This window comes from Psychrobacillus sp. NEAU-3TGS, from assembly GCF_029955155.1.
Lineage (GTDB): Bacteria > Bacillota > Bacilli > Bacillales_A > Planococcaceae > Psychrobacillus.
In genome coordinates, this window is the sequence record NZ_JAPNOZ010000012.1 from 241,758 (window position 1) to 267,647 (window position 25,890).

The window sequence follows — 25,890 nt, forward strand, 5'->3', positions numbered from 1 at the left end:
AGTCAAAATAATTTGTAAAGTATACTATGAAGTCTATCGAAAATAGCATGAACTAGCAAGAGAAATAGAATAGGAGGAATAAAATATGACGACTACAGCAGTAGAAAAGAAAACGCTAACAAATTTCATCAATGGACAATGGGTAAAGTCAACGACAGATAAATATGAAGAAGTACCGAATCCAGCAACCGGGGAAATTCTTGCAGAAGTTCCGATTTCTACGAAGGAAGATTTGGACAATGCAGTAAGAGCTGCAAAAAAAGCGTTTGCCAAATGGAAAAAGACAGCTGTTCCACAACGATCCCGAATTTTATTCAAATATCATCAGTTATTAACTGAAAACTGGGATCAACTGGCGAAGCTCATTACGATGGAAAACGGAAAAAATTACAACGAAGCATATGGTGAAGTGCTACGCGGAATTGAATGTGTAGAGTTTGCGGCTGGTGCTCCGACACTCATGATGGGTACACAACTACCGGATATTGCGACAAATGTTGAGTCTGGTATGTACCGTTATCCACTTGGAGTAATTGGAGGAATTACCCCTTTCAACTTCCCTATGATGGTGCCGTGCTGGATGTTCCCTCTAGCAATTGCGAGTGGTAATACGTTCATTCTAAAGCCATCAGAGCGCACGCCACTTTTGGCAAATCGTCTTGCAGAGCTACTGCATGAAGCAGGCCTTCCGGATGGAGTTTTCAATATCGTACATGGTGCACATGATATCGTGAACGGCATCCTTAGCCACCCGGACATCCCGGCTGTATCATTTGTAGGCTCACAGCCAGTAGCAGAATATGTATACAAAACAGGAACATCGAATGGCAAGCGCGTACAAGCATTAGCAGGTGCCAAGAATCATACGATTGTCATGCCTGATGCTGATATGGACTTAACTGTAACCAACATCATTAATGCTGCATTTGGATCTGCTGGAGAAAGATGTATGGCTTGTGCAGTCGTCGTTGCTGTAGGCGATGTAGCAGATCAGTTGGTTGAAAGATTAGTGGAAGAGTCGAATAAGATGACAATTGGTAACGGTTTAGAAGAAGGGGTATTCCTTGGTCCAGTCATTCGAAATTCCCATAAAGACAAAACATTAAGCTATATCGAATCAGGTATTGAAGATGGCGCGAAGCTGTCACGTGATGGCCGTAGCGATAAATCCTCTTCAGAAGGTGGTTATTTTGTTGGACCGACCATTTTCGATCATGTAACACAGGAAATGAAGATTTGGAAAGAAGAAATTTTTGCACCAGTATTATCTATCGTGAGGGTGGAGACATTGGAGGAAGCAATTGAGTTTGCGAACAAATCAGAGTTCGCAAATGGAGCATGTCTATTTACAGATAGTGCAAAAGCAATCCGTCAGTTCAGAGAGGAGATTGATGCAGGAATGCTTGGTGTAAACCTTGGAGTACCTGCACCAATGGCATTCTTCCCATTCTCTGGTTACAAAAAATCATTCTACGGCGATCTACATGCCAATGGCCGTGATGGAATTGAGTTTTACACCCGGAAAAAAATGTTAACAGCTCGTCACTGATCGTAAAGTATTTGTTCAACAAAGGATAAATGGGTTGAAGCTTATAAATTAAAAAGGGAGTGGAGAAAATGACAACAGCAAAAGAGACGACAAAGTCATTAGTGCAAAAAGACCGTGAAAATGTATGGCATCACATTTCTGCTTACAACGAAAAGAATCCTCCGATGGTTGTAGAGAGCGGAGAGGGAGCATGGATTACTGATCATGATGGCAACCGTTATCTTGACGGGATGTCTGGACTGTGGGCAGTGAATGTTGGTTATGGTCGTGAAGAACTTGCACAAGCAGCATACGAGCAAATGAAGAAACTAGCGTATGTACCGATGACTCAAAGTCACGGACCAGCAATTGAATTAGCAGAAAGGTTAAATAAAATGCTTGGCGACGATTATCAGATTTTTTATTCGAATAGCGGATCTGATGCTAATGAAGTAGCGTTTAAGTTGGCGCGTCAATACCATCAGCAAAACGGGGAACCTTCTCGTTATAAATTCATTTCCCGTTATCGTGCCTATCATGGAAGTTCAATGGGGGCACTAGCAGCGACAGGTCAAGCATTACGTAAATATAAATATGAGCCGCTTGCACCTGGATTCTTACATGTAGCACCACCTGATAATTACCGTAGACCAGCAGGACAATCGATCGAAGAATATAATATTCAACGTGCTCAGGAGTTTGAAGAAAAAATTATTTGGGAGCAAAAAGAGACGATTGCGGGAATTATAATGGAACCGCTTATCACAGGTGGCGGTATTCTCATTCCACATCCTGTTTATTTAGAAAAAGTCCAAGAGATTTGTAACCGTCACGGTGTATTGCTTATTGTAGACGAAGTGATTTGTGGTTTCGGACGCACAGGAAAAGCGTTTGGTCATCAGCATTTCAATCTGAAGCCGGATATCATTACGATGGCAAAGGGGCTGACAAGTGCTTACTTGCCACTATCTGTAACCGCAATTCGCAAAGATATTTATGAAAAATTCGACACTGGAGAAGAAAACAGCCATTTCCGTCACGTAAATACGTTTGGTGGAAATCCAGCAGCTTGTGCGGTTGCATTAAAAAACCTAGACATCATGGAAAGAGAAAATCTATTTGAACGTTCTGCTGAAATTGGAGAACGTGTGTTAAAAGAGTTAGAGACTCTTAAAGACCATCCATTTGTCGGAGATATCCGCGGTCTTGGTTTCCTAATAGGGATTGAGCTTGTTGATGACAAGGAAACAAGACAGCCAGCGACTAATGCACGTGTTGCAAAAATTATTAGCGAGTGTAAGGCAAACGGACTCATTATTGGAAGAAATGGGGATACGGTTGCCGGTTATAACAATATTCTAGCACTTAGCCCACCGCTTTCTTGTACGGATGAAGATGTCGATTTTATCCTTGCGGTACTAAAAAAAGTATTTAAAGAAAACGAGTCTTTTAAAGGCTAAACCATATCAAGGAATACTACATGTAGATTGAGGAGGAGTATAAATGAAAATCGGTGTTCCAAAAGAGATAAAAAACAATGAAAATCGAGTTGCAATGACACCAAGTGGAGTTGTTACATTAAAGAATGCTGGTCATGAAGTCTATATCGAAACAGGTGCTGGTTTAAAATCAGGTTTTACCGATGAGGACTACAACCGCGAAGGAGCCATTGTTGTTGCAACAGCAAAAGAGGCATGGCTAGCTGACATGGTAATGAAAGTAAAAGAACCATTAGAAGAAGAATACGGTTATTTCCGAGAAGGGTTAATCCTTTTCACCTATTTACACCTGGCGGCAGAGCCGGCTCTAACGAAAGCTTTAATAGACAATAAAGTCGTTGCAATTGCTTACGAGACAGTACAATTGCCGAATAATACATTGCCATTGTTATCACCGATGAGTGAAGTAGCTGGTCGTATGGCTACACAAATCGGTGCACAATATCTGGAACAAATTCACGGAGGAAAAGGGGTTCTATTAGGAGGAGTTCCTGGTGTACCACGCGGCAAGGTGACCATTATCGGAGGCGGAATTGCTGGAACAAATGCGGCACGTGTTGCAATTGGGATGGGAGCACAAGTAACAGTTATCGATTTAAGTGTAGATCGACTCCGACAATTGGAAGAGCTTTTCGGAAATGATGTGCAGACACTCGCGTCCAACCCTTATAATATCGCTGTATCGGTGAAAGATTCTGACCTGGTTGTTGGAGCAGTTCTTATTCCGGGTGCACGAGCTCCGAAACTCGTTTCGGAAGAGATGATTAAGTCCATGAGTCCTGGTTCCGTACTTGTTGATATTGCGATTGATCAAGGTGGCATTTTTGAAACATCAGACCGAATTACAACACATGACAACCCGATATACGAAAAGCATGGTGTCGTTCACTATGCGGTTGCTAATATGCCAGGTGCAGTTCCTTACACATCCACAATGGCTTTAACAAATATGACTGTACCATATGCTTTACAAATTGCGAACAAAGGATACGTTCAAGCTTGTCTTGATAATGAGCCCCTAGCAAAAGGTGTCAACATATTAGATGGTCATGTGACGTACAAGGCGGTGGCGGAAGACCTTGGGTATGCATTTAAATCGGTACAAGAGCTACTAAAGAAGGAATTTGCACATCAATAGATCAAAAGAAACGAAGTAAGTAAGAATAAAGAGCGATTATTTTGTAGAATAAAACATACAAACAAAGGGCAGCTTCTCCTAATTAAAATTTAGGGGAGTGGCCCTTCTTTTTATTAGGTGCGATTGGAAACTGAACTAGTGTTTATAAAATTGACTGCAGAGTCAAAAGAAATAGTTTATCTACTCCAATAATTAAATAAGCAGTACAATTTGATCAAGGGTTTGGATAGCATATCCACCTTCGAAATGGAACTCTATTTTTATTAACCAAAATAAAATGAACGATTTACGATTTCAAACTGTCTAATAGATAACGAGGGGGTGGGAGCATGAATTTGGAAAAACGAGCAATCGCGGGTGATGAACAAGCATTATTGGAGTTATTAACCCGACATGAGGAAACGCTTTACCGGACGGCCTTTGCATATCTGAAAAATGAGCATGATGCGGTTGAAGCGGTACAAGAGCTGACGTATCGGGCTTTAAAAAAGATTCATACCGTAAAAGAACCCGCATACATAGCAACATGGCTTGTCCGAATTGTTATTAATATTTGTTTAGACGTGAAAAAGAAGCAAGAGAAATTTATATATAATCATGATGTGGAAATCGCATCAACGGATCAGCAACCATTCGAAATGGCTGATATCATCGCAAGCTTACCACCAGAACAACAAGAACTAATTTACTTAAAATATTTCCAAGATATGAAGAACACAGACATTGCACAGTTTAAGCAAATTCCCGAAGGTACTGTGAAATCAAGGCTACACACGACATTAAAAAGATTACGCGTCCTTATTGAAAAGGAGGAACTGTAAATGACTAACTTGAACGAGCAGGACTTGCATAAGCTTATCAAGGAGTTAGAAGCAATTGAAATCCCGAAAGAAGCCTTACATCAAGCACGTATGAAAGCCGTGCAACAGCATCGATTAACAAAGAAGAGAAAACGTCGTCTGTATTCAGTTGCAAGTGTAGCTGCTATTATGCTGGTACTGTTTGTAGCATCCATTCGTGTATCTCCCGTATTTGCACAAACGATGGCCAAGATTCCAGGATTTGATTCTATCGTGCACATGATTTCTTTTGATAAAGGAATTGGTGATATTGTTGAAAATAATTACTATGAGGAACTTGGAATTAAGGTAACGGAAGGCGATTATACGTTGACTTTACAAGGTGTTGTGGCTGACCATACCGGGATGACAATATTCTATAAGCTGGAATCTCCCTTTGATCTATCCGATTTGAGTATAACTTCTATAGAAGTGTCTCAACAAGGCATCCCATTTGGTGTAATTAATTCCTACATTACCTCTCATTCTGGTGAAAGGAAGGTACATGAAGACAAAGTTGAAATTACGTCTACTGATGATTTATCTTATGACAACAAGAAATTTGAATTTAATTTAAGTTTGAGTGATGTAGCAGAAACAAAGTTCGCCATACCGTTCACTCTCACTAAGTCTATTGAACAACCAAAAGTATATGAGGTGAATCAAACTGTTGTCGTAGATGGACAAACAATAGACATTAAACAGTTGAAAATTTCGCCATTACGTGCAGAGATTCGTCTAGCTGCTGACGAACAAAACACAATGCAATTACTAAAATTCACATCAATGAGATTGATTGATGAGAATGGCGAAGAATGGGGGCAACTAAGAAATGAATCGGGAGGAGTCAGCAATTTTGAAGACGGTGACGTGAGCTTATTTTTACAAAGTAATTACTTCCGACAGCCGAAAAAATTAACGTTAGAAATAGATAGGATTCAAGCACTTCCAAAAGGTTCGGACTATATCGAGATAGATTTTGAGCAAAAGAAAGTCCTCTATATGCCAAGTGATTTGGATATTACTGTTCAAGTACCATCGGATAATACATTGGAAGTCACTTATCCATCTGGCGGTTGGCTGCTGTTTTCTCAAATGGTGGATCAAGAAGGCAAAAATTTAAGTAATAATCTAATTGAAACGCATATGAGCAGAGAAGAACCATATGTCACAGAAGTCTCTACATTTGATTTTGAAAAGGCAGTGAATCCAATTCGCTTCCATATTAATAGCTATCCATCGTATTTGGACGGTAAGGTAGAAATTGATATACCCTTTTATGAATAGGGTTTTACCTTTATGTAACAACCCCCACCGTTATAAGGAAGTAAGCCTCCTTTGCGGCGGGGGTTATTGTGTATTCGCTGGATAGATAAAAGTATCACTTTATCGAAGAAGGTAGCTAACAGAATCCCAACCACATATCGAAATAAATCTACTGTCTGAAATCCTTTGCCGAATATTAAAGCTCCGAGTGAAGTAGCACGAATTTGCTTTATCCACTCTCCTTGATATAGTTGGCTGAATTCAATGCTAAAGCAAAAAAGGAAACTAATCCAAATAGCTAAGATTAACCTTTTACGCACCAAAAGGAAACGGAGTGCGTAATAGACCATCATAGCCCAAATAACATCCCCAGCGTTTTCTGCTATAAACGGCGGAAGTTCATGGCTATATCTCCTAGAGGCTAGCCCCAAGAAAATGGTAGTGGCAACTGTAATTACATAGGCTATCCTAATTTTAATGTAACGTAAATTGATGTATTCGTTTTTTATAGTCAATGAGATCACTCTTTGGAATATATTTAATCTTCAATATACAAGTATTGTATTGTGGAAGCAAGAGTTGGATAAATCGAATTCTTTGCAGTAGAGATTTGTACTGAAAGCATTTGCTGGCTATGGTATTTTCTTATTATAGAAGGAGATAACAGAATTTACGTTGAATATGTATAAAATAGAAGGAGTGAAAGATGGATAAAAATAAACGTTCCAACTTCTGGGTGGCTTTTACAAATACCGTTATTCTTTGTTTGGCTCAAATTATTTATTGGACAATCCTAGCCGAAATTATGGATACATTAGTTTTTCAATTTTTAGTTTTTCCTTTAATCATTGTATTAATAAATACTATTCTTTGGTTCAGCACATTCAAACTAAAATTTTATCAACATGCGCTATTCGTCTATGGCGCTTTCTTTGTTTCGGTTATTGTTTCTTCATTTCTGCTCTTAGTAGTGTTAGATCATCAGGAACTTCCGCCTGGTGAAGTAGTATTATTTACGGATGTTTTATTTATTTTTATCACTGTATCCGTACAGTTGTTAATTTTAATGCTGTTAAATTTCATTATGTATATTTTTTATAGAGTCTTTACTTAATGGAAAATCATTTAAAGCTCCTATGAAAAAGTCACCTTCAGCAGGTTTTCGTGTTTAATAAATGTTATTACATAGGAGGTATTGGTCATAAAAACTAAAGTCAACTATCCATTTATATATTTCTTGTTGGATCCAAATATAGTGTTTGTTTATAAAAACGAAACACAAAATTACATAACTGTTTTGGATTTAAGTAGAACGGAAGGTTGGGGAACATTTGAATTAGAACAAGAAGATGAATTTGAAACATTTGATCCTTACAAAAGTAATCCTATTCAAGGCAAAACGTTTTTTGCAAATCAGGATGACATGGTCTTGCTGGTAGAATCCATTAATCAACAGATCCAAAAAAATCGTCAGTTACGAACAGCTTGCCCGGTTCATATCGTTTCCTCTGAATCCGCAGCGGGTTCCTTAGAGTCGGTCTTGAAAGACCAAAGACTGTAGTAGGCTTCCCCGATTTCCTTTCTATTGGGCCTTTGGGAGAACTGGATAAAAAAACAGGTCAAACTTCTCGAAAAGATTGGTTAATTGAAAATATTAACATTGAACAGGAAGTAGAATATCCCGTTAAATTTTCAAATACACTCCGAGAAATAGAAGATATACCTAGTGAAGTTCCTATCTATATTTGGTATGGAAACAATGCAAATGAACAAATATGTATGCGGTTTCTAGTCTACTTATTAAAGGATAAAACAAGTGAGCTATTTCTAATAAACTCCACTGATCTTTATGAAAAACATTTAAGAACTCAAAAACAACAGTTACATATTTTCAATACCAGCCAAATGGAATCCCAAGATATAAAGATATTGTTTGAAAAAAATAATAAGGCCACTCCATTATCTGAAAAAGAACGGAGCCATTTACAATTGGAGTGGGAAGCATTAGCACAAACGAAAGAAGTGTTGCGTATTTGGAACAATGGTGAAATAAAAGGCGTGCCTGAAAATTATGTTGATTCGACCATCTTACATAGGATAGAAGATCTCCAAAAACAGCAAGGAAACAATGATTTCATCAAAACTGGGAAAGTATTAGAAGAATTATTTGTACAAATGGATGGGTTTGTTGATATTTTCTTTTTGGAATACAGGATTCGGCATTTAATATATAGTGGCTTTCTCGAGATAAAAGGAATACCTAAATCACTATGGAATTATAGCGTAAGAATGCGAAATGAATGAACATCTGGGAGTCGGAGTATGCTTGTAGTGTACTTAAATTATTAGGCAGGATATTATAAGGGTGGCTTTGATTAAATTTTATCACTCTAAATTAAAGGGTATTTTTCTATCGAAAAATTTTTTACGCAATAAGAAGTATTAGATACAAACAAAACTATAAGAATTGTTATTTAGAGTAATAGGAGAATCCCGGATATTTTACGACAGGATGCTTCACTTTACTAAGTGCATCCAATAATTGTGATCCAACATGCAAATTGCTTTTCACTAGGTCACGTGGCGTAAGGGCCATCCATTGATTTAAGGAGACATCAACAAATCGATCGCTCTTAAACATTTCCAAAAACCATAAAGTTTGGTCGCCGGTATTCTGAATATAGTGGCCATTAGCAAAAGGAACATATCCGACATCACCAGCTCTATAATCAAATGTCCGAGCTGCGCCATTCCCGGAAAACACCGTCATACGTCCCTGCCCTGAAAGATAATACTGCCATTCATCATTATTCGGATGCCAATGCAGTTCCCTCATCGCGCCAGGTTCCACTTCCACAAGGGCTGCTGCGATATTTTTCGATACAGGAAAATTAGTAGAGTCTACGATTCTTACGCTTCCGCCAGGGGTTTTCAAAGGTTTTTGTGCTAGCAACTGATGCGTGAAACTTTGGGGAATGGTTCCGTAGGGAGATTGAACCTTTTCACTTTCAAGCGGGCCTGGAACCTTGTCTTGATAAATATATACTTGCTTTGATGGAATATGATCAAAGGCATTAATCGGTACTCCAAAATTAGCAGATAGCACGTCTTTTGGCGTGTGTGCAAACCAATCAGAGATAGACAAGGTGCTAAGATCTGAAAATTTACCATCATCAAAGACGAGAAGGAATTCGCAATGTTCCAGCCCCTGAATCGAATGAGGAAGTCCAGGGGGAAAGTACCAAAGATCTCCTGGACCTACGTCAGCAATGAAATTTCGTCCTTCACTATCGATGGACGTGATTCGCGCTCTACCTATTATCATATAGGCCCATTCTGCTTGAAGATGCCAATGTAATTCTCGTACGCCACCAGGGGTCAAGCTCATATTGACACCAGCAAGCGTAGTAGCGATGGGAAGTTCCCTAACGGTGATTTCTCGTGACCATCCTCCAAAATTTAATTTCATCGCCGTGTCTGAAAACGAAAATTTCATATTTGGGAGTAAGCCAGCATCTGTTTTAGGTGGAACTAACAAGTCGGGATTTTCAATATCTCGCATTACATCTCTTGGTCCCGTATCATATCCTCCTGCTCCGTCATCTCGGATCGGTTGTGGGATATTATCGTAGATAGCTCGATTTAGTTCTGGATTATCCAATTCATCGACTCCTTTTTGCGTATCTGATTCTTTTCTAATCTGATATATGATGCGGATACTGAGTAAATGACTGTCTACATGATACAAATTCGTGACTAGGTCTAAATCAAACCAGTAATTGCACTTGAATAATTTAAAAATGGGAGGTAATCAGTATTGTTAGCTGAATATCCTCCTTTTATATTGAATAAAAAGTAAAGTAAAGTATTCAAAAAGTAAAATGAACTATACAAAAAGAAAAATAAACTATACAATTAAAAGAGAATGTTTGGAGGGAGCAGTTTGCTAAAAAATCGAGTAAAGGAATTAAGAGCTAGATTCAACTTGACGCAGGGTGATCTTGCTGAAAAAACTGGAGTAACAAGACAGACAATTGTTTCATTAGAAAAAGGTAGCTATACTCCATCATTACTGCTCGCCATGAATATAGCAGAAGTGTTTGGAGAACCCATTGAACAAATTTTTTATAAGGAGGACGATGCGAAATGAGGATGTATGTGACAGTTATTTTGAGGTGTTTGCTTTTTGTTGCCATAGCGCTAAGTGTGTATGATTATGTGAAAATTAATCAGTATTTTGAGCTATTTGGACGCGGTTATATTGATGAATTCTCTGTGTATATTAGTACTTGGAGAGGAACTTTTTTAACCATTGTTACTATACTTTTAATAATTTTTAACGTGGTTGATCTTATCGTAGTAAAGAAAAAGAAAAATGCTCTATTAAAAGAATATATTTTATCTGAATATGATGTTTCGGATGAGCGGTCTGTTGAAATCACTGGCAAAGCTGTTCGTTATGCATTTGTTTTTATTATATTTTACACGGTCATTCTTTTAGGGTCGTATATGCTAATACCAAATTATTTTCTTGATTATCCTTGGTATCCGATATATACGACCGCTTCGATACCAGTTTTTGGTTTGATCATTTATTTAGTAACCTTTAAATACTTTCATGCTCGGTGAGGGAGGCTATTATGAGAATTTTGACTGTAACAGTTATTTTACGAATACTTCTTATTATTTCATTCGCAGTATTGGCATTTGTTAATCTAAAGAATAATCAGCTTTCTGATATGTTTTTAAATAAGGAAATTAGCTTCGACTATTATAGAGAAAATAGGATCAATGCAGGGTTTTATGGTCTTATAGCTATAATTATTGGAATGATAAATTCTTCATACACACAGCATCTATCCAAAAAACGGAATAATGGAAGAATAAAAATGAGGGAAGTAGTTATTCCAGAGATGACTCATGAGGATGAAAGAGAGTCTGAAATAACTGGTAAGTCTGCAAAAGCAGCATTTTCTGTCATAGTTGTATTTACTATTCCTTTGTTAATTAGTTTTTCCATGATTCCATATGCCATTCACTCACCTTTGAATTATGCTATATTTGCCATTGCAATTTTACCTATTGTTGGATTTATTACCTATCTCATCACTTACAAAGTGCTATATTCTAAGTGACTAAGGAGATATGAAACGTGGAAGAAATAAACATGGAAGTTCTACCAACATCTATAAGAAAATTATTAACGTACGTTACATCTGAAAGCAAAATTGATGCGGAGTATAAGCTTTATCAAGAAAAGGAAAACAGAAAATTGTATGGATACAAGCAAGCTGAGCAATTTGTTGGCTGTATTGGAGTTGTATTTACAGAGGACAATACTTGTATTATTAAACAAATTGGCGTATTTCCCGATATGAGAGGTCGGGGAATAGGGGAGAGAATGATAAATTTTATAATAGAAAACTATTCACTCTCCAAGATTTTTGCAGAAACAGATCAAGATGCAGTGAATTTTTATAAAAAAATGGGATTTACTATTATTAGCCTAGGAGAAAAATATCCAAGAGTTGAACGTTTTATGTGCAAATACAAAAGAACAAGAAGTATGAAAATACAGGAGGATTGATAATGGGCTACGAAAGAGCATTGGATCAATATATAAGTGCGACAAATACGCATGACTTCAATAATGTGAGAAGCGTTCTTCACGAAGATGCAATTTACTGGTTTTCAAACAAAACTTGTACAACTAGTCGTGAGATTCAAAGTTATTTTGAAAATGCATGGAATCTTATAAAAGAAGAGGTCTATTCAGCAGAAGATATTAAGTGGATAACGAAAGAAGAGAAATCTGCGACATGTATTTATACGTATCGATATGAAGGGTATTATAATGGAGAATTTGTGAAGGGTAGTGGAAGAGCCACGAACATCTTCACAAAAGAAGATAATGGCGAATGGAAACTAATCCATGAACATTTAAGCAGCTTCTAAGATATGCTTGATGAGAAACATCGAATGTTACAAATATATTATAGGTGCATGGCACCAAAACGGGGGCTTTTTGAATGACGGATGCGATTTTGGCATCTTTGATTTTTCTTTTGACACTCACTTTAGTTATTTGGCAGCCTAGGAACTTATCCATTGGATGGTCTGCGTGTGGCGGGGCTTTGATTGCTTTAGTAGTTGGAGTGGTGGGATTTCAAGATGTACAAGAAGTAATAGGAATTACATGGAATGCAACATTGACTTTTGTTGCGATAATTATCATTTCATTGATTTTAGATGAAATTGGATTGTTTGAGTGGGCAGCGCTTCATATGGTGAAGGCCGCTAAAGGTAATGGTGTGAAGATGTTTGTGTATGTCAGTATATTAGGTGCGATTGTTGCGGCTTTTTTTGCTAATGATGGTGCGGCACTTATACTAACGCCAATTGTACTTGCAATGGTTCGACATTTACATTTTAAAGAGCAGATGATTTTTCCATTTATTATGGCAAGTGGATTTATTGCGGACACCACCTCTTTACCATTTGTCGTGAGTAATTTAGTGAATATTGTATCGGTTGATTTCTTTGGTATTGGATTTGCGGAATATGCTTATCGAATGTTGATACCCAATTTGTTTTCCTTAATTGCTACAATAACGGTGTTATATATCTATTTTAGAAAAAGTATTCCGAAAACTTATGATTTATCAAAATTGCGCATGCCTCGGGAAGCAATAAAAGATGTTGGAATGTTCCACTTATCTTGGGGAGTGTTATTTATCTTGCTTGTCGGTTACTTTATTAGTGAATTTATTGATATGCCGATATCCATTATCGCAGGTGTCATCGCTGTTTTATTTTTATTGATGGCGAGAAGAAGTGCCGTAGTAAATACAAAGGCGGTTATAAAGGGAGCACCTTGGAGTATCGTTTTTTCTCTATAGGTATGTATGTCGTTGTATATGGAATGGGAAATGCTTGGCTAACAGGTTCTTTGGCGAGTGTTGTTGAATTTATAGCAAACAAAGGACTATTTGTTGCGACAATTGGGATGGGCTTTATCGCAGCATTTTTATCTTCCGTTATGAATAATTTGCCCACTGTCATGGTTGATGCATTAGCAATCGCGGAAACGAATACTTCTGGGTCGATACGTGAAGCACTTATTTATGCAAATGTGATTGGATCGGATTTAGGTCCTAAGATTACTCCTATTGGTTCGCTTGCTACACTCGTGTGGTTACATGTTTTATCTCAAAAAGACATTAAAATTTCATGGGGAACTTATTTTAGAACAGGAATTGTATTAACGATCCCAATTTTATTTATTACGTTATGCGGGCTCTATCTAACTTTACTAATTTTCTAGAGAGGGATGCTTTTCAGCGTACAGCGGAAGTATTTGTACTTCCCACTCAGATACATAATTATTAGTACAATAAAACCAAAGAATTAAAAGGATAAATGGTTGATTTGAATCACAGCTTGTACAATTAAAATAGAACGTATGTGTGGTATAATAGAAGAGTAATAAAATAGCGTGTTCAAGGGTGGTCAGCATTTCCAATTCACTATTTTTGGATTTTTTCCAAAATAGGAAAGGAGATGTTGTATATGACAACTTTCGAGTCTTTAATGTTCGCAGTGGCGTTCGCTGGTTTGATCGTTTCCATACTTACTTTTACTAAAGAAAAAAAGTAAACCACCCCTGAGCTTACCGGCAATTGGGTGGTTTACTAATCTTCACTGCTGATCGCCTTTGAAGCGATGCTATGGTATTACAGGAACGTTTGGTGTTGTCGCACCAAGCGTTCTTTTTATTTTATCCTGTGTCTACTACGATTATAACATCATTTAAGAGTTTGAGTAAATAAAAGCAATCCATCATATGAAATGCTAAACGGAGCGTCCATACCTAACTTCCCAAATTGTGAGCTACAGCTGACTGAAGCAATCATTCACTTGTTAGATAGATTGAAACTTTTTATTGAATAAATCGTAAACATTCATTGGGAGGTAAGTACTTGAAAAAATATTTGCTGTTCATGATGAGTGTTGCTGTATTATTTTTTATATTGCAAATAGGATCGGGGATGTTACTTACGCTACTAAATACACCAGAAATAACTTCGACTGGCGTAGGTATGTATTCTGAAGTTGACTTTGGAAATGCATCACCCATTTATTTAGTAGGTGCAGTTTTAGCTGCTACCATTGCATTTTTCCTTTCACAAACATTTACTCTCAAAAAGAATACGTCTATTTAAGCTTTTAAATGAATATAAAAGGGGAGCACATATGTAATATGGTGCCCCTTTTTGTTCGTCTATCGAAAATAATAAGTCGAAATTCGGTCGATGAAGTCTATTTCCAAGTCCCCTTGTCTTTTTACAATAAGGTAAGTAGAGACGGAAGGTAATTCAAACAAATCAAAATGTGGTTGCATCATTTTACCTTCGATTAGCTCTCGTCTAACAATAGAGTGTGGCAAAAAAGAAACTCCTAGTCCATCTTGGATGAATCTTTTGGTTATATGGGCTTGTGTTACTTTCATCGTTCGAAGACTGACAATATGTTTATTTAGTTGCAATAAAAGACTATCCCAAAAGACGGGATGGTGATGCGTGAATAGATAATTTTTCTGCAGAACGTCTTTTATATCAATAGGTGGACCACTTTCTTCATCATATTCATCAAAAGGCATAATAAATAATATAGGATCCTCATAGATTGGAATAGATTGTATATTTCTTTGTTGTGCTTCCAGTGCTGAAACACCTATATTGACCTCTCCTTGCTCCACCAGTTGTTCTATCTGATGCGATTCTTCTATACGAATACTTATCTCCACATCCGGATGATGTTTCATAAAAGAACGTAAAACATTTGGTAAAATCGTTTCCGCCATAAGTGGTGAAATGGCAATACTCCAGTTACGGCGATATCCCTGGGCAAATGCTTGTACTTTGCCTACACTATTTTCAATTCGGTTCACTATTTGCTGCGCCTCTGGTAAGAAGAACTTTCCCGTGTCTGTTAGTGACACTCGATTATTTTGTCTCTCAAAAAGCGGGGTACCTAAATGTTCTTCCAATAACCGAATATGAACAGTAACGCTCGGTTGGGACAACATTAATTTTTCGGAAGCTTTTCGAAAGTTGAGCGTTTCTGCCGCAATGCAAAATGTTTTAAGCCATTGATACTCCATACTTTCACCTACTCGATTAATAATGTTAATTAATTTAATTATATATATTTAATTTTCATTATCAACCAACACTCATATACTAAAATAAAAGGAGATGGTAAATATGTATCAAAGAGGACTAAAGGATATAGTAGCGGTGCATACAAGCATCGCATCTGTCGAAGGAAACATAGGGGAGCTAAGATATAGAGGGGTTAAAGTCGATGAATTGGTACCCAATCTTTCGTTTGAAGAGCTAGCAAACTTTCTTTGGACTGGAAAACGGACAAGCGCCACTCTTCAAAACGATAGAGAACTTGCGAATCATATCAAAAATATTATTGACTCGCTACCAAAAGAAACTCTATTAATGGATGCCATGAGAACAGCAATATCTGCGTATGCTCATAAGGAATTTAAGGAAAAAACGATACAGGAACAAGCTATCATACTAACAACTGCTTTACCAATCATTGTGGCAAGACATTACCGAAATCAGCATGATCTCCCAATAGTGGAAGCGGATGAGTATTTATCCCATACAGCCAACTATTTATGGATGATAAATGGAGAGGTCCCTAGTGAAGTACAAGTGGAAGCACTGGAGACCTATTTAAAGCTGACGATGGAGCATGGTTTAAATGCTTCCACATTTGCAGCAAGAGTAACGATTTCGACGGAATCTGATTTAACAGCAGCCATTACTTCTGCACTTGGAACGATGAAAGGCCCACTTCATGGTGGTGCCCCGTCTGGCGTTATCGATTTACTAAATGAGTTTAAGGACCCTTCCTCCATTCGAGCAATTGTAGAGAATAAAATCAAGAATGGAGAAAAATAATGGGATTCGGCCACCGCGTTTACAAAACAGAAGATCCACGTTCGATTCTTTTGCGCGAAAAATGTTTGCAGCTACAAGGAAAAGACGCCTGGTTAGACTTAGCGACAATAGCTGAAAAAGAGATTATCGATTTACTCGCTGAGCACAAGCCGGGACGTAAATTGTATACGAACGTGGAATACTATGCAGCGGCCATTATGCGCTCGATTGATATGCCGGCAGAGCTATTCACTCCTACGTTCAGTATAGCAAGAATGGTTGGCTGGACTGCCCATGCTATTGAGCAGATTAATGACAACACTATATTCCGTCCCGAATCTGTTTATGTAGCTGAGATAAAAGAGGGGATAAATTCTTAAATTGAACACACGAAGAAGAGAATGTTTTTCTTCGTGTGTTTTTTCGTTATATTTATTAGTAGATATCACCATAAATTTAGAAGGGAGGTAAATTGGAGATAGAGAGATGGATATAGAACACTTTATGAAGGCTAACTATCCAAATCATAAATTGAGGACACCTTTATTCTATGAATGGGATATTGGAATTCGGTTTGAACTTGGCGTTAACATGCAAGAGAAACATCACTATATGTGAGATGTTTATCGCCGAGCAATTACATTGTTTCTACCTTACATAACATCGATCGGAAAACGATTTATCAAGTGTATGACGACCGTGGATGTGATTTGCTAGCAATTTCTCCTGAGTCTATATGAAAAATGTACGATAGTTTTAATGATTGGATACTAGATTATAATCGAGAAAAGATTGTCGAGGTGTTGAAGGGATGAAAAGAATATACATAATCAGGCATTGTAAAGCAGAAGGACAGGAAGAAAATGCTAACTTAACTTCTGAGGGTTACAATCAAGCAATGATGCTGAGGGATTACTTTGAAAATGTGAAGATTGACAAAATAATTTCTAGCCATTATGTACGAGCAGTTCAATCTGTTGAACCTTTGGCTGAAAGCAAAGAAATGGACATTATAAAAGATGCTAGACTCGCTGAAAAGATACTCAGTACGGAGAATTATCCCGATTGGATGGAAAAGCTTAAGATGTCCTTTCAAGACAGCTCATTAACATTCTTGGGGGGAGAATCTAGCGATGTAGCACTATGTAGAATCAGTTCAGTCTTGGAGGAAGTTATAAATTCTTCTGAAGAAGATGTTATTCTTGTCACACATGGGGCTATTATGTCTTTGTTATTAAACAGCATGGATGAAGGTTTTGGTTTTGAACAGTGGCAGACATTGTCCAATCCTGATATTTATTTGGTTGAAGTGCTAGAAGGGGAAAGAACCTTTAAGCGAATATGGAAATGAAATAGAAGTTTTTGTAATTCGCTATATAAAAGAAGCAAGCAGAAAAATAGCAATTTATTTTTCCGCTTGCTTTCTGTTTTGAGTGCTTTTTCACATAGTTAAAATAAAGTTTCAACTACCGAAATAAATTCTATTATTCATCTTCCGAAATGTATGAACATTTGCTAAACTATATTAGTCTTAATATAGAAACATGGGGGAAAAAATGTGAGAGTATTTTTGGATTTAGGATGGTTTTTTAAAGAAAGAAAAAAGCAATATTTATTGGGTATTGTTATGCTTATGCTCGTCGCTTTTTTACAGCTGATCCCTCCTAAAATTATTGGGTATGTTGTAGATGAAATAAGTGCGGGCACTTTAACGAGTGCTACCTTATTAAAATGGCTTGGAATTTTAGCGGTAGCTGCAATCGGTATGTATGCATTGCGTTACTACTGGCGCATCATGATTTTTGGTTCAGCCATTTTTCTAGCAAGACAGCTAAGAGAAAGATTGTTTCGTCATTTTACGAAAATGGCTCCTTCGTTTTATCAGAAAAAACGAGTGGGAGACTTGATGGCTCATGCTACGAATGATTTGTCTGCTGTTCAACAAACGGCAGGAGCTGGTGTACTGACTCTTATTGATTCCATCACAACAGGTGGCTTTGTTATTGCGGCTATGGCTATAACAATTAACTGGAAGCTGACGTTAATCGCGCTTATCCCATTACCACTTATGGCTATCTTAACGAGCTATTATGGTAAGCTATTGCATCAACGTTTTCGTTATGCGCAAGAAGCATTTTCCAATTTAAATGATAAAGCACAAGAAAGTATTTCTGGTGTGAAAGTCATTAAAACATTCGGACAAGAAAAAGAGGATACCGAAGATTTCGTGCAATTATCGCAAGATGTAGTAGATAAAAACATTCGCGTTGCCAAAGTGGATGCATTATTTGATCCCACGATTTCACTCATTGTTGGAATTTGTTTCTTCTTATCGATTATATTTGGAACTCGATTTATATTAGCGGATGAGATGTCAATTGGAGACTTGTTTGCATTCACTTCTTATTTGGGACTACTCGTGTGGCCGATGCTTGCTTTCGGCTGGTTATTTAATATTGTTGAGCGAGGTCGTGCTTCGTATGACCGTATTATGAATTTATTGGATGAAGAGATTGAAATTGATGATAAAGAAAATGCTCTGGAACAAAAGCCGGAGGGAAATATACAATTTCATGTAGATGAGTTTAAATTTCCAGGTGACGAAAGATCTGCCATACTTGATGTTCATTTTACGCTTAAACGCGGAGAAACATTAGGAATCGTCGGAAAAACGGGGTCTGGTAAAACAGCGATACTTAAACTGTTAATGCGAGAATTCGAAGGATTTAAAGGGCAAATTTTATATGGAGAACACCCAATAGATGTATACAAAAAACGGAGTTTACGTGAAGCGATCGGATATGTTCCTCAGGATCATTTCTTGTTCTCCACAACGGTAGCCGGAAACATTGCGTTCGCTAATGCAGGCGCTTCTATAGAACAGGTGCATGAAGCTGCGAAACTTGCATATATTCATGAAGATATATTGCAGTTTACGGATGGTTATAACACGGTTGTCGGCGAACGAGGAGTGTCTTTATCAGGTGGTCAAAAGCAGCGTATTTCAATTGCACGTGCCTTGATGATGGATCCTGAGCTACTAATTCTCGATGATTCTTTATCTGCAGTAGACGCACGGACAGAAGAGGCCATACTAGAAGCTTTGAAAGCAAAACGACAGAATGAAACGACCATTATCACTTCTCATCGATTGAGTGCGATTCAACATGCACACCAAATAATCGTTATGAGTGAAGGGACCATTAAAGAAAAAGGCTCCCATGAACAATTAATGGAATTAAAGGGAATGTATTTTGAAATGTATCAATTACAACAACTTGAATCATTAGTGGAACAAGGAGGTGAAGCATAATGAATGAAAAACAGCTACAGTTAAGCGGAAAAGATCAGTGGAAGGTTTTCAAACGTTTGCTCACCTATTTAAAGCCTCATAAGAAAGTTATTGCGTTAGCATTATTTTTACTGATTTTAACAGTGATAGGAGACATTTTAGGCCCTTTTCTTATCAAGGTATTTATGGATGATTATTTAACTCCACGAAATTTCCCGACAAGTCCCATTGTCGGTTTAGCACTTGGCTACGTCTTCATACAAGTTGGTAATGTCATCGTGAGCTATTTTCAATTACTAAGGTTTCAAGAAATTGCGTTAAAAATTATCCAACAAATGCGAATCGATGTTTTTTCAAAAGTGCACAAGTTAGGCATGCGATACTTTGATAAAACACCAGCAGGAAGCATTGTATCTCGCGTAACGAATGATACGGAAGCGATTAAAGATATGTTCGTTAGTGTATTAGTCGCATTTGTACAAAGCGGATTTTTAGTAATCGGTGTATATATCGCTATGTTTATAATGAATGTAAAACTAGCGCTGGTTACCATTCTTTTATTACCGATATTATTTTTCATTATTACTACGTATCGAAAGCATAGCTCGATTGTGTACCAGGATTTGCGTGAAAGACTGAGCCAACTAAATGCGAAGCTAGCGGAATCATTGCAGGGTATGACAATGATACAAGCGTTCAGACAAGAAGATAGATTGCAAGATGAGTTTAACGAAATTAATGATAAACACTGGAATGCAGGTAAGCGTAATATCAAGTTAGATAGCTTGCTGCTTCGACCGGCAATCGATTTAGTGTACGCATTGGCCATTATTATGGTCCTTAGCTATTTTGGGATTATTTCGATGAATAATGTAGTAGAAGTTGGGGTTATATATGCGTTCGTTACATATATAGACCGATTCTTTGAGCCTATCAATCAAGTGATGCAACGTTTGTCTATATTCCAACAAGCGATTGTTGCAGCTTCTCGTGTATTTAAATTATTAGATGAAGAAGATCTGGCACCTTCGCAAAGGGATGTAACAAGTGCAAAAATAGAACAAGGAAAAATCGAATTTCAAAATGTCACTTTTTCTTATGATGGGAAAACAGATGTGCTAAAAAATATTTCGTTTACTGCAGAACCTGGCCAAACGGTAGCATTAGTAGGGCATACGGGCAGTGGGAAAAGTTCCATTATCAACTTGCTAATGCGTTTTTACGAGTTTGAACAAGGGGATATTAAAATTGATGGGCATTCTGTGAAAGACTTTCAGGCCGAAGAAATTAGAGAAAAAGTTGGCCTTGTCCTACAAGATCCGTTTTTGTTCTACGGAGATATTGAGAATAATATTCGATTACATGATAAAGAGATGAGTGATGAGGAAGTAAAAGCTGCTGCAGAATTTGTGCAAGCAAATATATTTATCGAAAAGCTTCCGAATACGTACAAGCAAAAAGTAACAGAGAGAGGCTCTACTTTTTCAAGTGGACAAAGACAATTAGTTGCCTTTGCGCGTACAATCGCAACGAACCCAAAAATCTTAGTATTGGATGAAGCAACTGCAAATATTGATACCGAAACGGAAGTTGCCATTCAAAGTAGTTTAGAAAAGATGCGAAAAGGACGTACTACGATTGCAATTGCTCATCGTTTAAGCACGATTGCTGATGCGGAGCTTATACTTGTTCTGCATCACGGGGAAATAGTGGAGCGTGGTACTCACCAAGAACTTCTTAATCAAAAAGGTTTATATCATAAAATGTATCTATTACAAAACAATGTGGTGGATGATATCGCCTAATTATTACAGTCTAACAACCCAGCAAGAGTTAAAACCTTTTGCTGGGTTGTTAACTTTTAAAGATATCAATATGTGGAAAGACCAATCTCCAAGTAACCGACTATTTTTCTATTATGATACAATAGTTGTGGAAACAAGAAAGGTCGTAAGAGAAGATGTATTCAATAATAGAATGTACAAAAATGGTTACAGAGCAAGGTCAAAACGTTGTAGCATGTGCAAAAGAATTAGAGCAGCTAGCTATGAAAACAGGGAAGGAGCGCTCTAATTTATATGAAAAATATTGTGCAAATCAACATTCTTTCAATGTATATACATATATGAATTCTACAATTGAACACTTAGCTGAGGTTCAAGTATTTCAAAGAAAAATAGCTTTATTTGGAGCAGTTTTTGTAGATACAAGAATAGATTATGAGGCAGAGGTGAATGCGCAACATGCAACGAAAGCGTATGAAGACTTAGTAGTAGCATTACAAGAAATGAAAAATGCATTGCAGTATCTGGAAAAATCACAAAGTGCAAAATAATCCCTTCTAATTCGAAATTCACCTACCTATATCTTATAGTGGGTGATTTTTTTGTAAGGATTTAAAGAAATCAGTGGGGAGGAAGACGATTGATTAAATTAGTAGTAGAATTTGGGCAATGAGTCAAAATGAATAATTTACATTCCAGTCTTTCACAAAGGTTGAAGATTTGCTAAACTTAAAAAGTCTTAATTAAATATAATCAGTTAAAAGAGTCAAAAAGCTGTCACAAGCAATTGTAGAGTCAAAGCGAGGTAAATTTGGTACGATAGGGACAGTAAATCGGAAAGGAAGACAGCCGTGAGTACCGACATTAATCTTTTATTGGCATTTGGAGCCGGATTTTTAAGCTTTATCTCTCCTTGTACACTGCCATTGTATCCTGCATTCTTATCTTATATTACGGGAATGTCACTAGAAGAAATCAAAACAGACAAAAAATTGATGCAAAAAAGAGGAATGTTACACACATTATTCTTTTTATTAGGATTTTCAATTATATTCGTTGCAATAGGATTCGCAACCTCTTTAGTAGGCACATTCTTTATTCAATATGGAGATTTGCTACGCCAAATTGGTGCAATTTTCATTGTCATTTTTGGATTGATCATCGTTGGTATATTTAATCCAGCATTTTTAATGAAAGAAAAACGCCTACACTTTAAAAATCGTCCTTCCGGATTTTTAGGGACCGTTCTGATAGGGATGGCATTTGCAGCAGGATGGACACCGTGTACAGGACCAATTTTGGCTGCAGTCATTGTAATGGCAGGGTCAAATCCAGATGTTGGTATATGGTATATGCTAGCATATGTATTAGGATTTGCGATTCCATTTTTCGTATTATCTTTCTTTGTTACAAGACTTAACTGGATTCGTAAAAACAGTAATTTAATCGTAAAAGTAGGCGGTTATATAATGATTGCCCTAGGTATCTTATTGTTTTTTGACGGTTTAGAATATATTATACGTGTTTTGAGTCCGTTTTTTGGTGATTTTACAGGATTTTAACCGTATGAAGAATTTTTGATTTCATTGGTGAGGGGGCACGAGTATGAGAACCGTATTAGTAGTGGATGATGCAATTTTCATGCGAACTACGATTAAAAGAATGCTTGAAGAACATCAATTTGACATAATTGGTGAAGCAGCTAATGGTCAAGAAGCAGTTGAAATGTATAGAAAATTATTACCAGATGTAGTAACAATGGATATTACAATGCCAGGTATGACCGGTATTGAGGCAGTTAAAGCAATCATCTCTGAGCATCCAGATGCAAAAATAGTGATGGTGACTGCTCTTGGACAACAAAAACTAATAGTAGATGCACTAGAGTCCGGCGCCAAAGATTTCATAACTAAACCATTTAACCCTGAACAAATAGTGCAAGTGCTACAAAATGTGACAGCCGACTCAGAATAGATGCATTAGAATTGAAGGATATGATATATATGATATTTGAAAAAATTTCACCAAACGTAATGATCATTGTTTCTACGGTGTTTGCTATCGGAATGGGAATAGCGGTTACGACCATTCGAGCGAAATCTGCCAAACGTCCGGCAAGTGTGAAGAAAATATTGTTGCCTCCTCTTTTTATGTCTACTGGAGCACTGATGTTTATCTTTCCTTTTTTTCGAGTAACAGGGTTAGAATTTTTAGAAGCGATAATTGCTGGAATATTGTTTTCCACCGTGCTGATTTGGACTTCCAAATTTGAACGTAGAGATGGTGAAATTTATTTGAAGCAATCCAAAGCATTTATTTTTATCCTGTTCGGGTTGTTAATCATACGAATTATTGGAAAGCTAGTGCTTAGCTCTACAATTAATGTAGGGGCACTTAGTGGCATGTTCTGGATATTAGCTTTTGGTATGATAGTTCCTTGGAGAATTGCGATGTATATGCAATTTAGGAAAATACAAAAAGAAGGAAGTTTGTAAGAAAAGCGCAAGAGCCTATCTCTGCCCCGACAGGCAAATGGGAAAAAGCGAGGAGGCAGCTCCTCAGCCACCACAGCTTTTTCACATTTGACCCCGAGGGGCAAGGCGCTGGCGCTGGAGCTGGATCAATAATAAAATAGAAAGCGAGCATTCCTGGGAATAGGGATGCTCGCTTTTTTTTATTTTCCTCTAGGCATATCAGCTGATAGCTCGAAAAACTGTTCATATGGTGTAACATCGATCTTAAGTTCTGCTAGTTTTTTTCGTAAAAATTTATGGTCTCGCTTAGGCGTGGCAATAATATAACCACGGATTAACAGCTCCCTTGTAATAGAAGTCGCTTTTTCTTCTAACGCCAATTGCCCAATTTTACCTGCTATTTTTTGTTTTGCCACCGGTCTAAAGAGTTCTGGCACTGGACTTACTAATTCATTTAATAGTACTTTTTGGTCTTCATTCCATAAATGTATCGTGTTGTTGACATAATATTCTTCCCAATCTAGCACAGACTTTCCGTCATCCTTAGGCAAAGCTTTTAAAAACTTTCGGAACATAAAAAATCCGCCAATTGCCATTAATGATATTAATACGACCACCCAAAAAAGTATAAACCATAAAAACCAACCATTTAACAATCTATTCACCTCAATCTTCTTACCAATAGTATAAGATGTTCTCAAGAATATTTCACTAGGAATGTATCCTTTCGATCAAATAGTTTCTATCTACTAGGTGAAAGGAGGTGATACACATGGCGAACTTAGAACACAAAGAAGCAGTATTAAAGCTGATTTATGAGGCAGGATTGACAGAAGACGGAAAGATGAAGACAAAATCGAAGTCTTACCGCAATTTACAAGTTGCTGCAACGGCAGATCAATTAGAAGTAGTAGCAAACGCATTAACAAGTTTTACAGATAGTCCTTATATTGGGGCTGAGAAAATTGAGACATCTAACTTAAACTAATAATGATAGGGAGGAGACAGTATGGCTAAAACATTGCAGTTACAATTTGAAGCAGCAAACGGAAAAAACATGATGATATCCGTGGACGAACCAAAAGAATCACTTACTTCAGAAGAAATACAAACAGGCATGGATGCAATTATCAGTAGTAATGTTTTTCAAGTGGAAGGATCGACTCTTGCACTAGCCAAAAGTGCAAAAGTAGTAGAACGAAACGTAACAGATATTATTTAATACAAAATGACTCTCCGTTCGGCGGAGAGTCATTTTTTAAAAGGGAGATGCATAAGAATGGAACAATGGCTTGCAGTTATTCAAGATGTTGGTTTTCCTATTTTTGTATCATTTTATTTGATGCATAGAGTGGAACACAAACTCGAAGAAATTAAAAATGCATTATTATCATTAAAATAACATTCCTATTCACAAAACTGTTGAATTAATAAGAGCCAATGTAGTTGAATGAAACAATTTGTTTCGTTAAGATTAGGCTATAATAGAAAAGAGAGGTTTCATTCCATGAAAAAATTATTAGCAATGCTATCTATCACTTTGCTTATACTTGCAGGGTGCGGAAGTGGGGGTAATTTTGAAGCACAAACGAATTGGAAAGTAGAAGATTTCAATTACAAAAACCAACGTGGTGAAGCTGTTTCACTAGATGATTTAAAAGGTACCGTTTGGCTAGCAAGTTTCATCTATACGAATTGTACAACAGAATGCCCATTAATGACCTTCAATATGAGCGATATCCAAAAGGAACTTGTGGATAAAGGAATAGAAGATTATGAGATTGTTTCCTTTACAGCGGATCCTGAGTACGATACACCAGAAGTATTAAAAGAATATATTAGTAATTATGAAGTTCCTGATGAAAGCAAATGGAATCTTTTAACTGGTTACTCTCAAGAAGATATTAAAAAATTTGCAGCGGATAATTTTAAAACAGCTGCTATTAAAAATCCGAATACGAATGAAGTAATGCATGGTATATCCTTCTTTTTGGTTGATCAAAACGGTGTCGTTGTGAAAAACTATGATGGTTATCAAGATGTACCAAAAGAAGAGATTGTAATGGATGTAGAAGCATTAATTGCAGATGGAAAGTAAAAAGAACCCT

Annotated in this window: 31 protein-coding genes and 2 pseudogenes; 29 read left to right on the forward strand and 4 right to left on the reverse strand. The window is 37.1% G+C overall.

Annotation, left to right across the window (positions count from 1 at the left end):
- Positions 1-85: 85 nt before the first annotated feature.
- From OR571_RS17500 to OR571_RS17520, 5 genes are all read left to right on the forward strand, one after another.
- A complete protein-coding gene (locus OR571_RS17500) occupies positions 86-1,549 on the forward strand; it encodes a CoA-acylating methylmalonate-semialdehyde dehydrogenase (RefSeq protein ID WP_282244638.1) in 1,464 nt (487 codons plus the stop codon).
- A gap of 68 nt (positions 1,550-1,617) precedes the next feature.
- Positions 1,618-2,988, forward strand: a complete 1,371-nt coding sequence (locus OR571_RS17505; protein WP_282244639.1) for an aspartate aminotransferase family protein — start codon at positions 1,618-1,620, stop codon at positions 2,986-2,988.
- Between the two features lie 43 nt (positions 2,989-3,031).
- Complete coding sequence (gene ald, locus OR571_RS17510; RefSeq protein ID WP_282244640.1) at positions 3,032-4,165, forward strand: alanine dehydrogenase; 1,134 nt, start codon at positions 3,032-3,034, stop codon at positions 4,163-4,165.
- 329 nt (positions 4,166-4,494) lie between these two features.
- The gene (locus tag OR571_RS17515; protein WP_282244641.1) at positions 4,495-4,986 is read left to right on the forward strand and encodes a sigma-70 family RNA polymerase sigma factor; all 492 of its coding nucleotides are present in this window, start codon (positions 4,495-4,497) and stop codon (positions 4,984-4,986) included.
- Positions 4,987-6,291, forward strand: a complete 1,305-nt coding sequence (locus OR571_RS17520; protein ID WP_282244643.1) for a DUF4179 domain-containing protein — start codon at positions 4,987-4,989, stop codon at positions 6,289-6,291.
- On the opposite strand, the gene OR571_RS17525 is transcribed toward OR571_RS17520, so the two are convergent.
- Positions 6,282-6,794 carry a ribosomal maturation YjgA family protein gene (locus tag OR571_RS17525; RefSeq protein ID WP_481900412.1) on the reverse strand — a complete coding sequence of 171 codons (513 nt, stop codon included), beginning with the start codon at positions 6,792-6,794 and terminating at the stop codon, positions 6,282-6,284. The two genes, OR571_RS17520 and OR571_RS17525, sit on opposite strands and share 10 nt — an antisense overlap.
- A gap of 182 nt (positions 6,795-6,976) precedes the next feature.
- On the opposite strand from OR571_RS17525, the gene OR571_RS17530 reads away from it, so the two are divergent.
- The 3 genes from OR571_RS17530 (at position 6,977) to OR571_RS17540 (ending at position 8,574) form a co-directional block, all read left to right on the forward strand.
- Entirely contained in the window at positions 6,977-7,384 is a 408-nt protein-coding gene (locus OR571_RS17530) for a hypothetical protein (protein WP_282244647.1), read from the forward strand.
- Positions 7,385-7,465: 81 nt separating this feature from the next.
- Positions 7,466-7,831 carry a hypothetical protein gene (locus OR571_RS17535; protein WP_282244649.1) on the forward strand — a complete coding sequence of 122 codons (366 nt, stop codon included), beginning with the start codon at positions 7,466-7,468 and terminating at the stop codon, positions 7,829-7,831.
- Between the two features lie 32 nt (positions 7,832-7,863).
- Positions 7,864-8,574: a DUF1835 domain-containing protein gene (locus OR571_RS17540; RefSeq protein WP_282244651.1), complete on the forward strand. Its 711-nt coding sequence runs from the start codon at positions 7,864-7,866 to the stop codon at positions 8,572-8,574.
- Between the two features lie 166 nt (positions 8,575-8,740).
- Here the strand turns inward: OR571_RS17540 and OR571_RS17545 are convergent, their stop codons facing one another.
- On the reverse strand, positions 8,741-9,931 hold the full coding sequence (locus tag OR571_RS17545) for an oxalate decarboxylase family bicupin (protein ID WP_282246274.1): 1,191 nt from the start codon (positions 9,929-9,931) through the stop codon (positions 8,741-8,743).
- Between the two features lie 264 nt (positions 9,932-10,195).
- Here OR571_RS17545 and OR571_RS17550 point away from each other — a divergent pair, with 264 nt between their 5' ends.
- From OR571_RS17550 to OR571_RS17580, 7 genes and pseudogenes are all read left to right on the forward strand, one after another.
- A complete protein-coding gene (locus tag OR571_RS17550) occupies positions 10,196-10,420 on the forward strand; it encodes a helix-turn-helix transcriptional regulator (protein ID WP_282244653.1) in 225 nt (74 codons plus the stop codon).
- The gene (locus OR571_RS17555) at positions 10,417-10,899 is read left to right on the forward strand and encodes a hypothetical protein (protein ID WP_282244654.1); all 483 of its coding nucleotides are present in this window, start codon (positions 10,417-10,419) and stop codon (positions 10,897-10,899) included. The genes OR571_RS17550 and OR571_RS17555 overlap by 4 nt, the downstream gene beginning before the upstream one ends.
- An 11-nt stretch (positions 10,900-10,910) precedes the next feature.
- A complete protein-coding gene (locus OR571_RS17560; RefSeq protein ID WP_282244656.1) occupies positions 10,911-11,405 on the forward strand; it encodes a hypothetical protein in 495 nt (164 codons plus the stop codon).
- 17 nt (positions 11,406-11,422) lie between these two features.
- Positions 11,423-11,857, forward strand: coding sequence for a GNAT family N-acetyltransferase (locus OR571_RS17565; RefSeq protein WP_282244658.1), 435 nt, complete (start codon positions 11,423-11,425; stop codon positions 11,855-11,857).
- A gap of 2 nt (positions 11,858-11,859) precedes the next feature.
- The gene (locus tag OR571_RS17570; RefSeq protein ID WP_282244660.1) at positions 11,860-12,225 is read left to right on the forward strand and encodes a YybH family protein; all 366 of its coding nucleotides are present in this window, start codon (positions 11,860-11,862) and stop codon (positions 12,223-12,225) included.
- Positions 12,226-12,299: 74 nt separating this feature from the next.
- Positions 12,300-13,594 (forward strand): annotated as a pseudogene (locus OR571_RS17575) (arsenic transporter).
- 655 nt (positions 13,595-14,249) lie between these two features.
- Entirely contained in the window at positions 14,250-14,492 is a 243-nt protein-coding gene (locus tag OR571_RS17580; RefSeq protein WP_282244662.1) for a hypothetical protein, read from the forward strand.
- Positions 14,493-14,551: 59 nt separating this feature from the next.
- Here OR571_RS17580 and OR571_RS17585 read toward each other — a convergent pair whose 3' ends face one another.
- Positions 14,552-15,433, reverse strand: coding sequence for a LysR family transcriptional regulator (locus tag OR571_RS17585; RefSeq protein WP_282244664.1), 882 nt, complete (start codon positions 15,431-15,433; stop codon positions 14,552-14,554).
- A gap of 103 nt (positions 15,434-15,536) precedes the next feature.
- On the opposite strand from OR571_RS17585, the pseudogene OR571_RS17590 reads away from it, so the two are divergent.
- From OR571_RS17590 to OR571_RS17630, 10 genes and pseudogenes are all read left to right on the forward strand, one after another.
- A pseudogene (locus tag OR571_RS17590) lies at positions 15,537-16,612 on the forward strand (citrate/2-methylcitrate synthase).
- A gap of 124 nt (positions 16,613-16,736) precedes the next feature.
- Positions 16,737-16,850 carry a DUF3885 domain-containing protein gene (locus OR571_RS23010; RefSeq protein ID WP_481900422.1) on the forward strand — a complete coding sequence of 38 codons (114 nt, stop codon included), beginning with the start codon at positions 16,737-16,739 and terminating at the stop codon, positions 16,848-16,850.
- 68 nt (positions 16,851-16,918) lie between these two features.
- Complete coding sequence (locus OR571_RS23015; protein ID WP_481900423.1) at positions 16,919-16,972, forward strand: hypothetical protein; 54 nt, start codon at positions 16,919-16,921, stop codon at positions 16,970-16,972.
- A gap of 71 nt (positions 16,973-17,043) precedes the next feature.
- Positions 17,044-17,583, forward strand: a complete 540-nt coding sequence (locus tag OR571_RS17600) for a histidine phosphatase family protein (protein ID WP_282244666.1) — start codon at positions 17,044-17,046, stop codon at positions 17,581-17,583.
- Between the two features lie 207 nt (positions 17,584-17,790).
- The gene (locus tag OR571_RS17605; RefSeq protein ID WP_282244668.1) at positions 17,791-19,545 is read left to right on the forward strand and encodes an ABC transporter transmembrane domain-containing protein; all 1,755 of its coding nucleotides are present in this window, start codon (positions 17,791-17,793) and stop codon (positions 19,543-19,545) included.
- A complete protein-coding gene (locus OR571_RS17610; RefSeq protein ID WP_282244670.1) occupies positions 19,545-21,329 on the forward strand; it encodes an ABC transporter ATP-binding protein in 1,785 nt (594 codons plus the stop codon). Before OR571_RS17605 ends, OR571_RS17610 begins: the two co-directional genes overlap by 1 nt.
- 182 nt (positions 21,330-21,511) lie before the next feature.
- Positions 21,512-21,859: a hypothetical protein gene (locus OR571_RS17615; RefSeq protein ID WP_282244672.1), complete on the forward strand. Its 348-nt coding sequence runs from the start codon at positions 21,512-21,514 to the stop codon at positions 21,857-21,859.
- 300 nt (positions 21,860-22,159) lie between these two features.
- Positions 22,160-22,870: a cytochrome c biogenesis CcdA family protein gene (locus tag OR571_RS17620; RefSeq protein WP_282244673.1), complete on the forward strand. Its 711-nt coding sequence runs from the start codon at positions 22,160-22,162 to the stop codon at positions 22,868-22,870.
- 43 nt (positions 22,871-22,913) lie between these two features.
- Positions 22,914-23,282 carry a response regulator gene (locus OR571_RS17625; protein ID WP_282244674.1) on the forward strand — a complete coding sequence of 123 codons (369 nt, stop codon included), beginning with the start codon at positions 22,914-22,916 and terminating at the stop codon, positions 23,280-23,282.
- 29 nt (positions 23,283-23,311) lie between these two features.
- Entirely contained in the window at positions 23,312-23,803 is a 492-nt protein-coding gene (locus OR571_RS17630) for a CcdC family protein (protein ID WP_282244676.1), read from the forward strand.
- 179 nt (positions 23,804-23,982) lie between these two features.
- Here the strand turns inward: OR571_RS17630 and OR571_RS17635 are convergent, their stop codons facing one another.
- Positions 23,983-24,438: a DUF2621 domain-containing protein gene (locus OR571_RS17635; protein WP_282246276.1), complete on the reverse strand. Its 456-nt coding sequence runs from the start codon at positions 24,436-24,438 to the stop codon at positions 23,983-23,985.
- Between the two features lie 116 nt (positions 24,439-24,554).
- Here OR571_RS17635 and OR571_RS17640 point away from each other — a divergent pair, with 116 nt between their 5' ends.
- The 4 genes from OR571_RS17640 (at position 24,555) to OR571_RS17655 (ending at position 25,880) form a co-directional block, all read left to right on the forward strand.
- Positions 24,555-24,770 (forward strand): DUF1659 domain-containing protein, encoded by a 216-nt coding sequence (locus OR571_RS17640; protein WP_282244678.1) that lies wholly within the window; start codon positions 24,555-24,557, stop codon positions 24,768-24,770.
- A 21-nt stretch (positions 24,771-24,791) separates the two neighbouring features.
- The gene (locus OR571_RS17645; RefSeq protein ID WP_142536931.1) at positions 24,792-25,004 is read left to right on the forward strand and encodes a DUF2922 domain-containing protein; all 213 of its coding nucleotides are present in this window, start codon (positions 24,792-24,794) and stop codon (positions 25,002-25,004) included.
- A gap of 57 nt (positions 25,005-25,061) precedes the next feature.
- Positions 25,062-25,184: a YvrJ family protein gene (locus OR571_RS17650; protein ID WP_142536932.1), complete on the forward strand. Its 123-nt coding sequence runs from the start codon at positions 25,062-25,064 to the stop codon at positions 25,182-25,184.
- Between the two features lie 105 nt (positions 25,185-25,289).
- On the forward strand, positions 25,290-25,880 hold the full coding sequence (locus OR571_RS17655) for an SCO family protein (protein ID WP_282244682.1): 591 nt from the start codon (positions 25,290-25,292) through the stop codon (positions 25,878-25,880).
- The last annotated feature ends 10 nt before the right edge of the window (positions 25,881-25,890 follow it).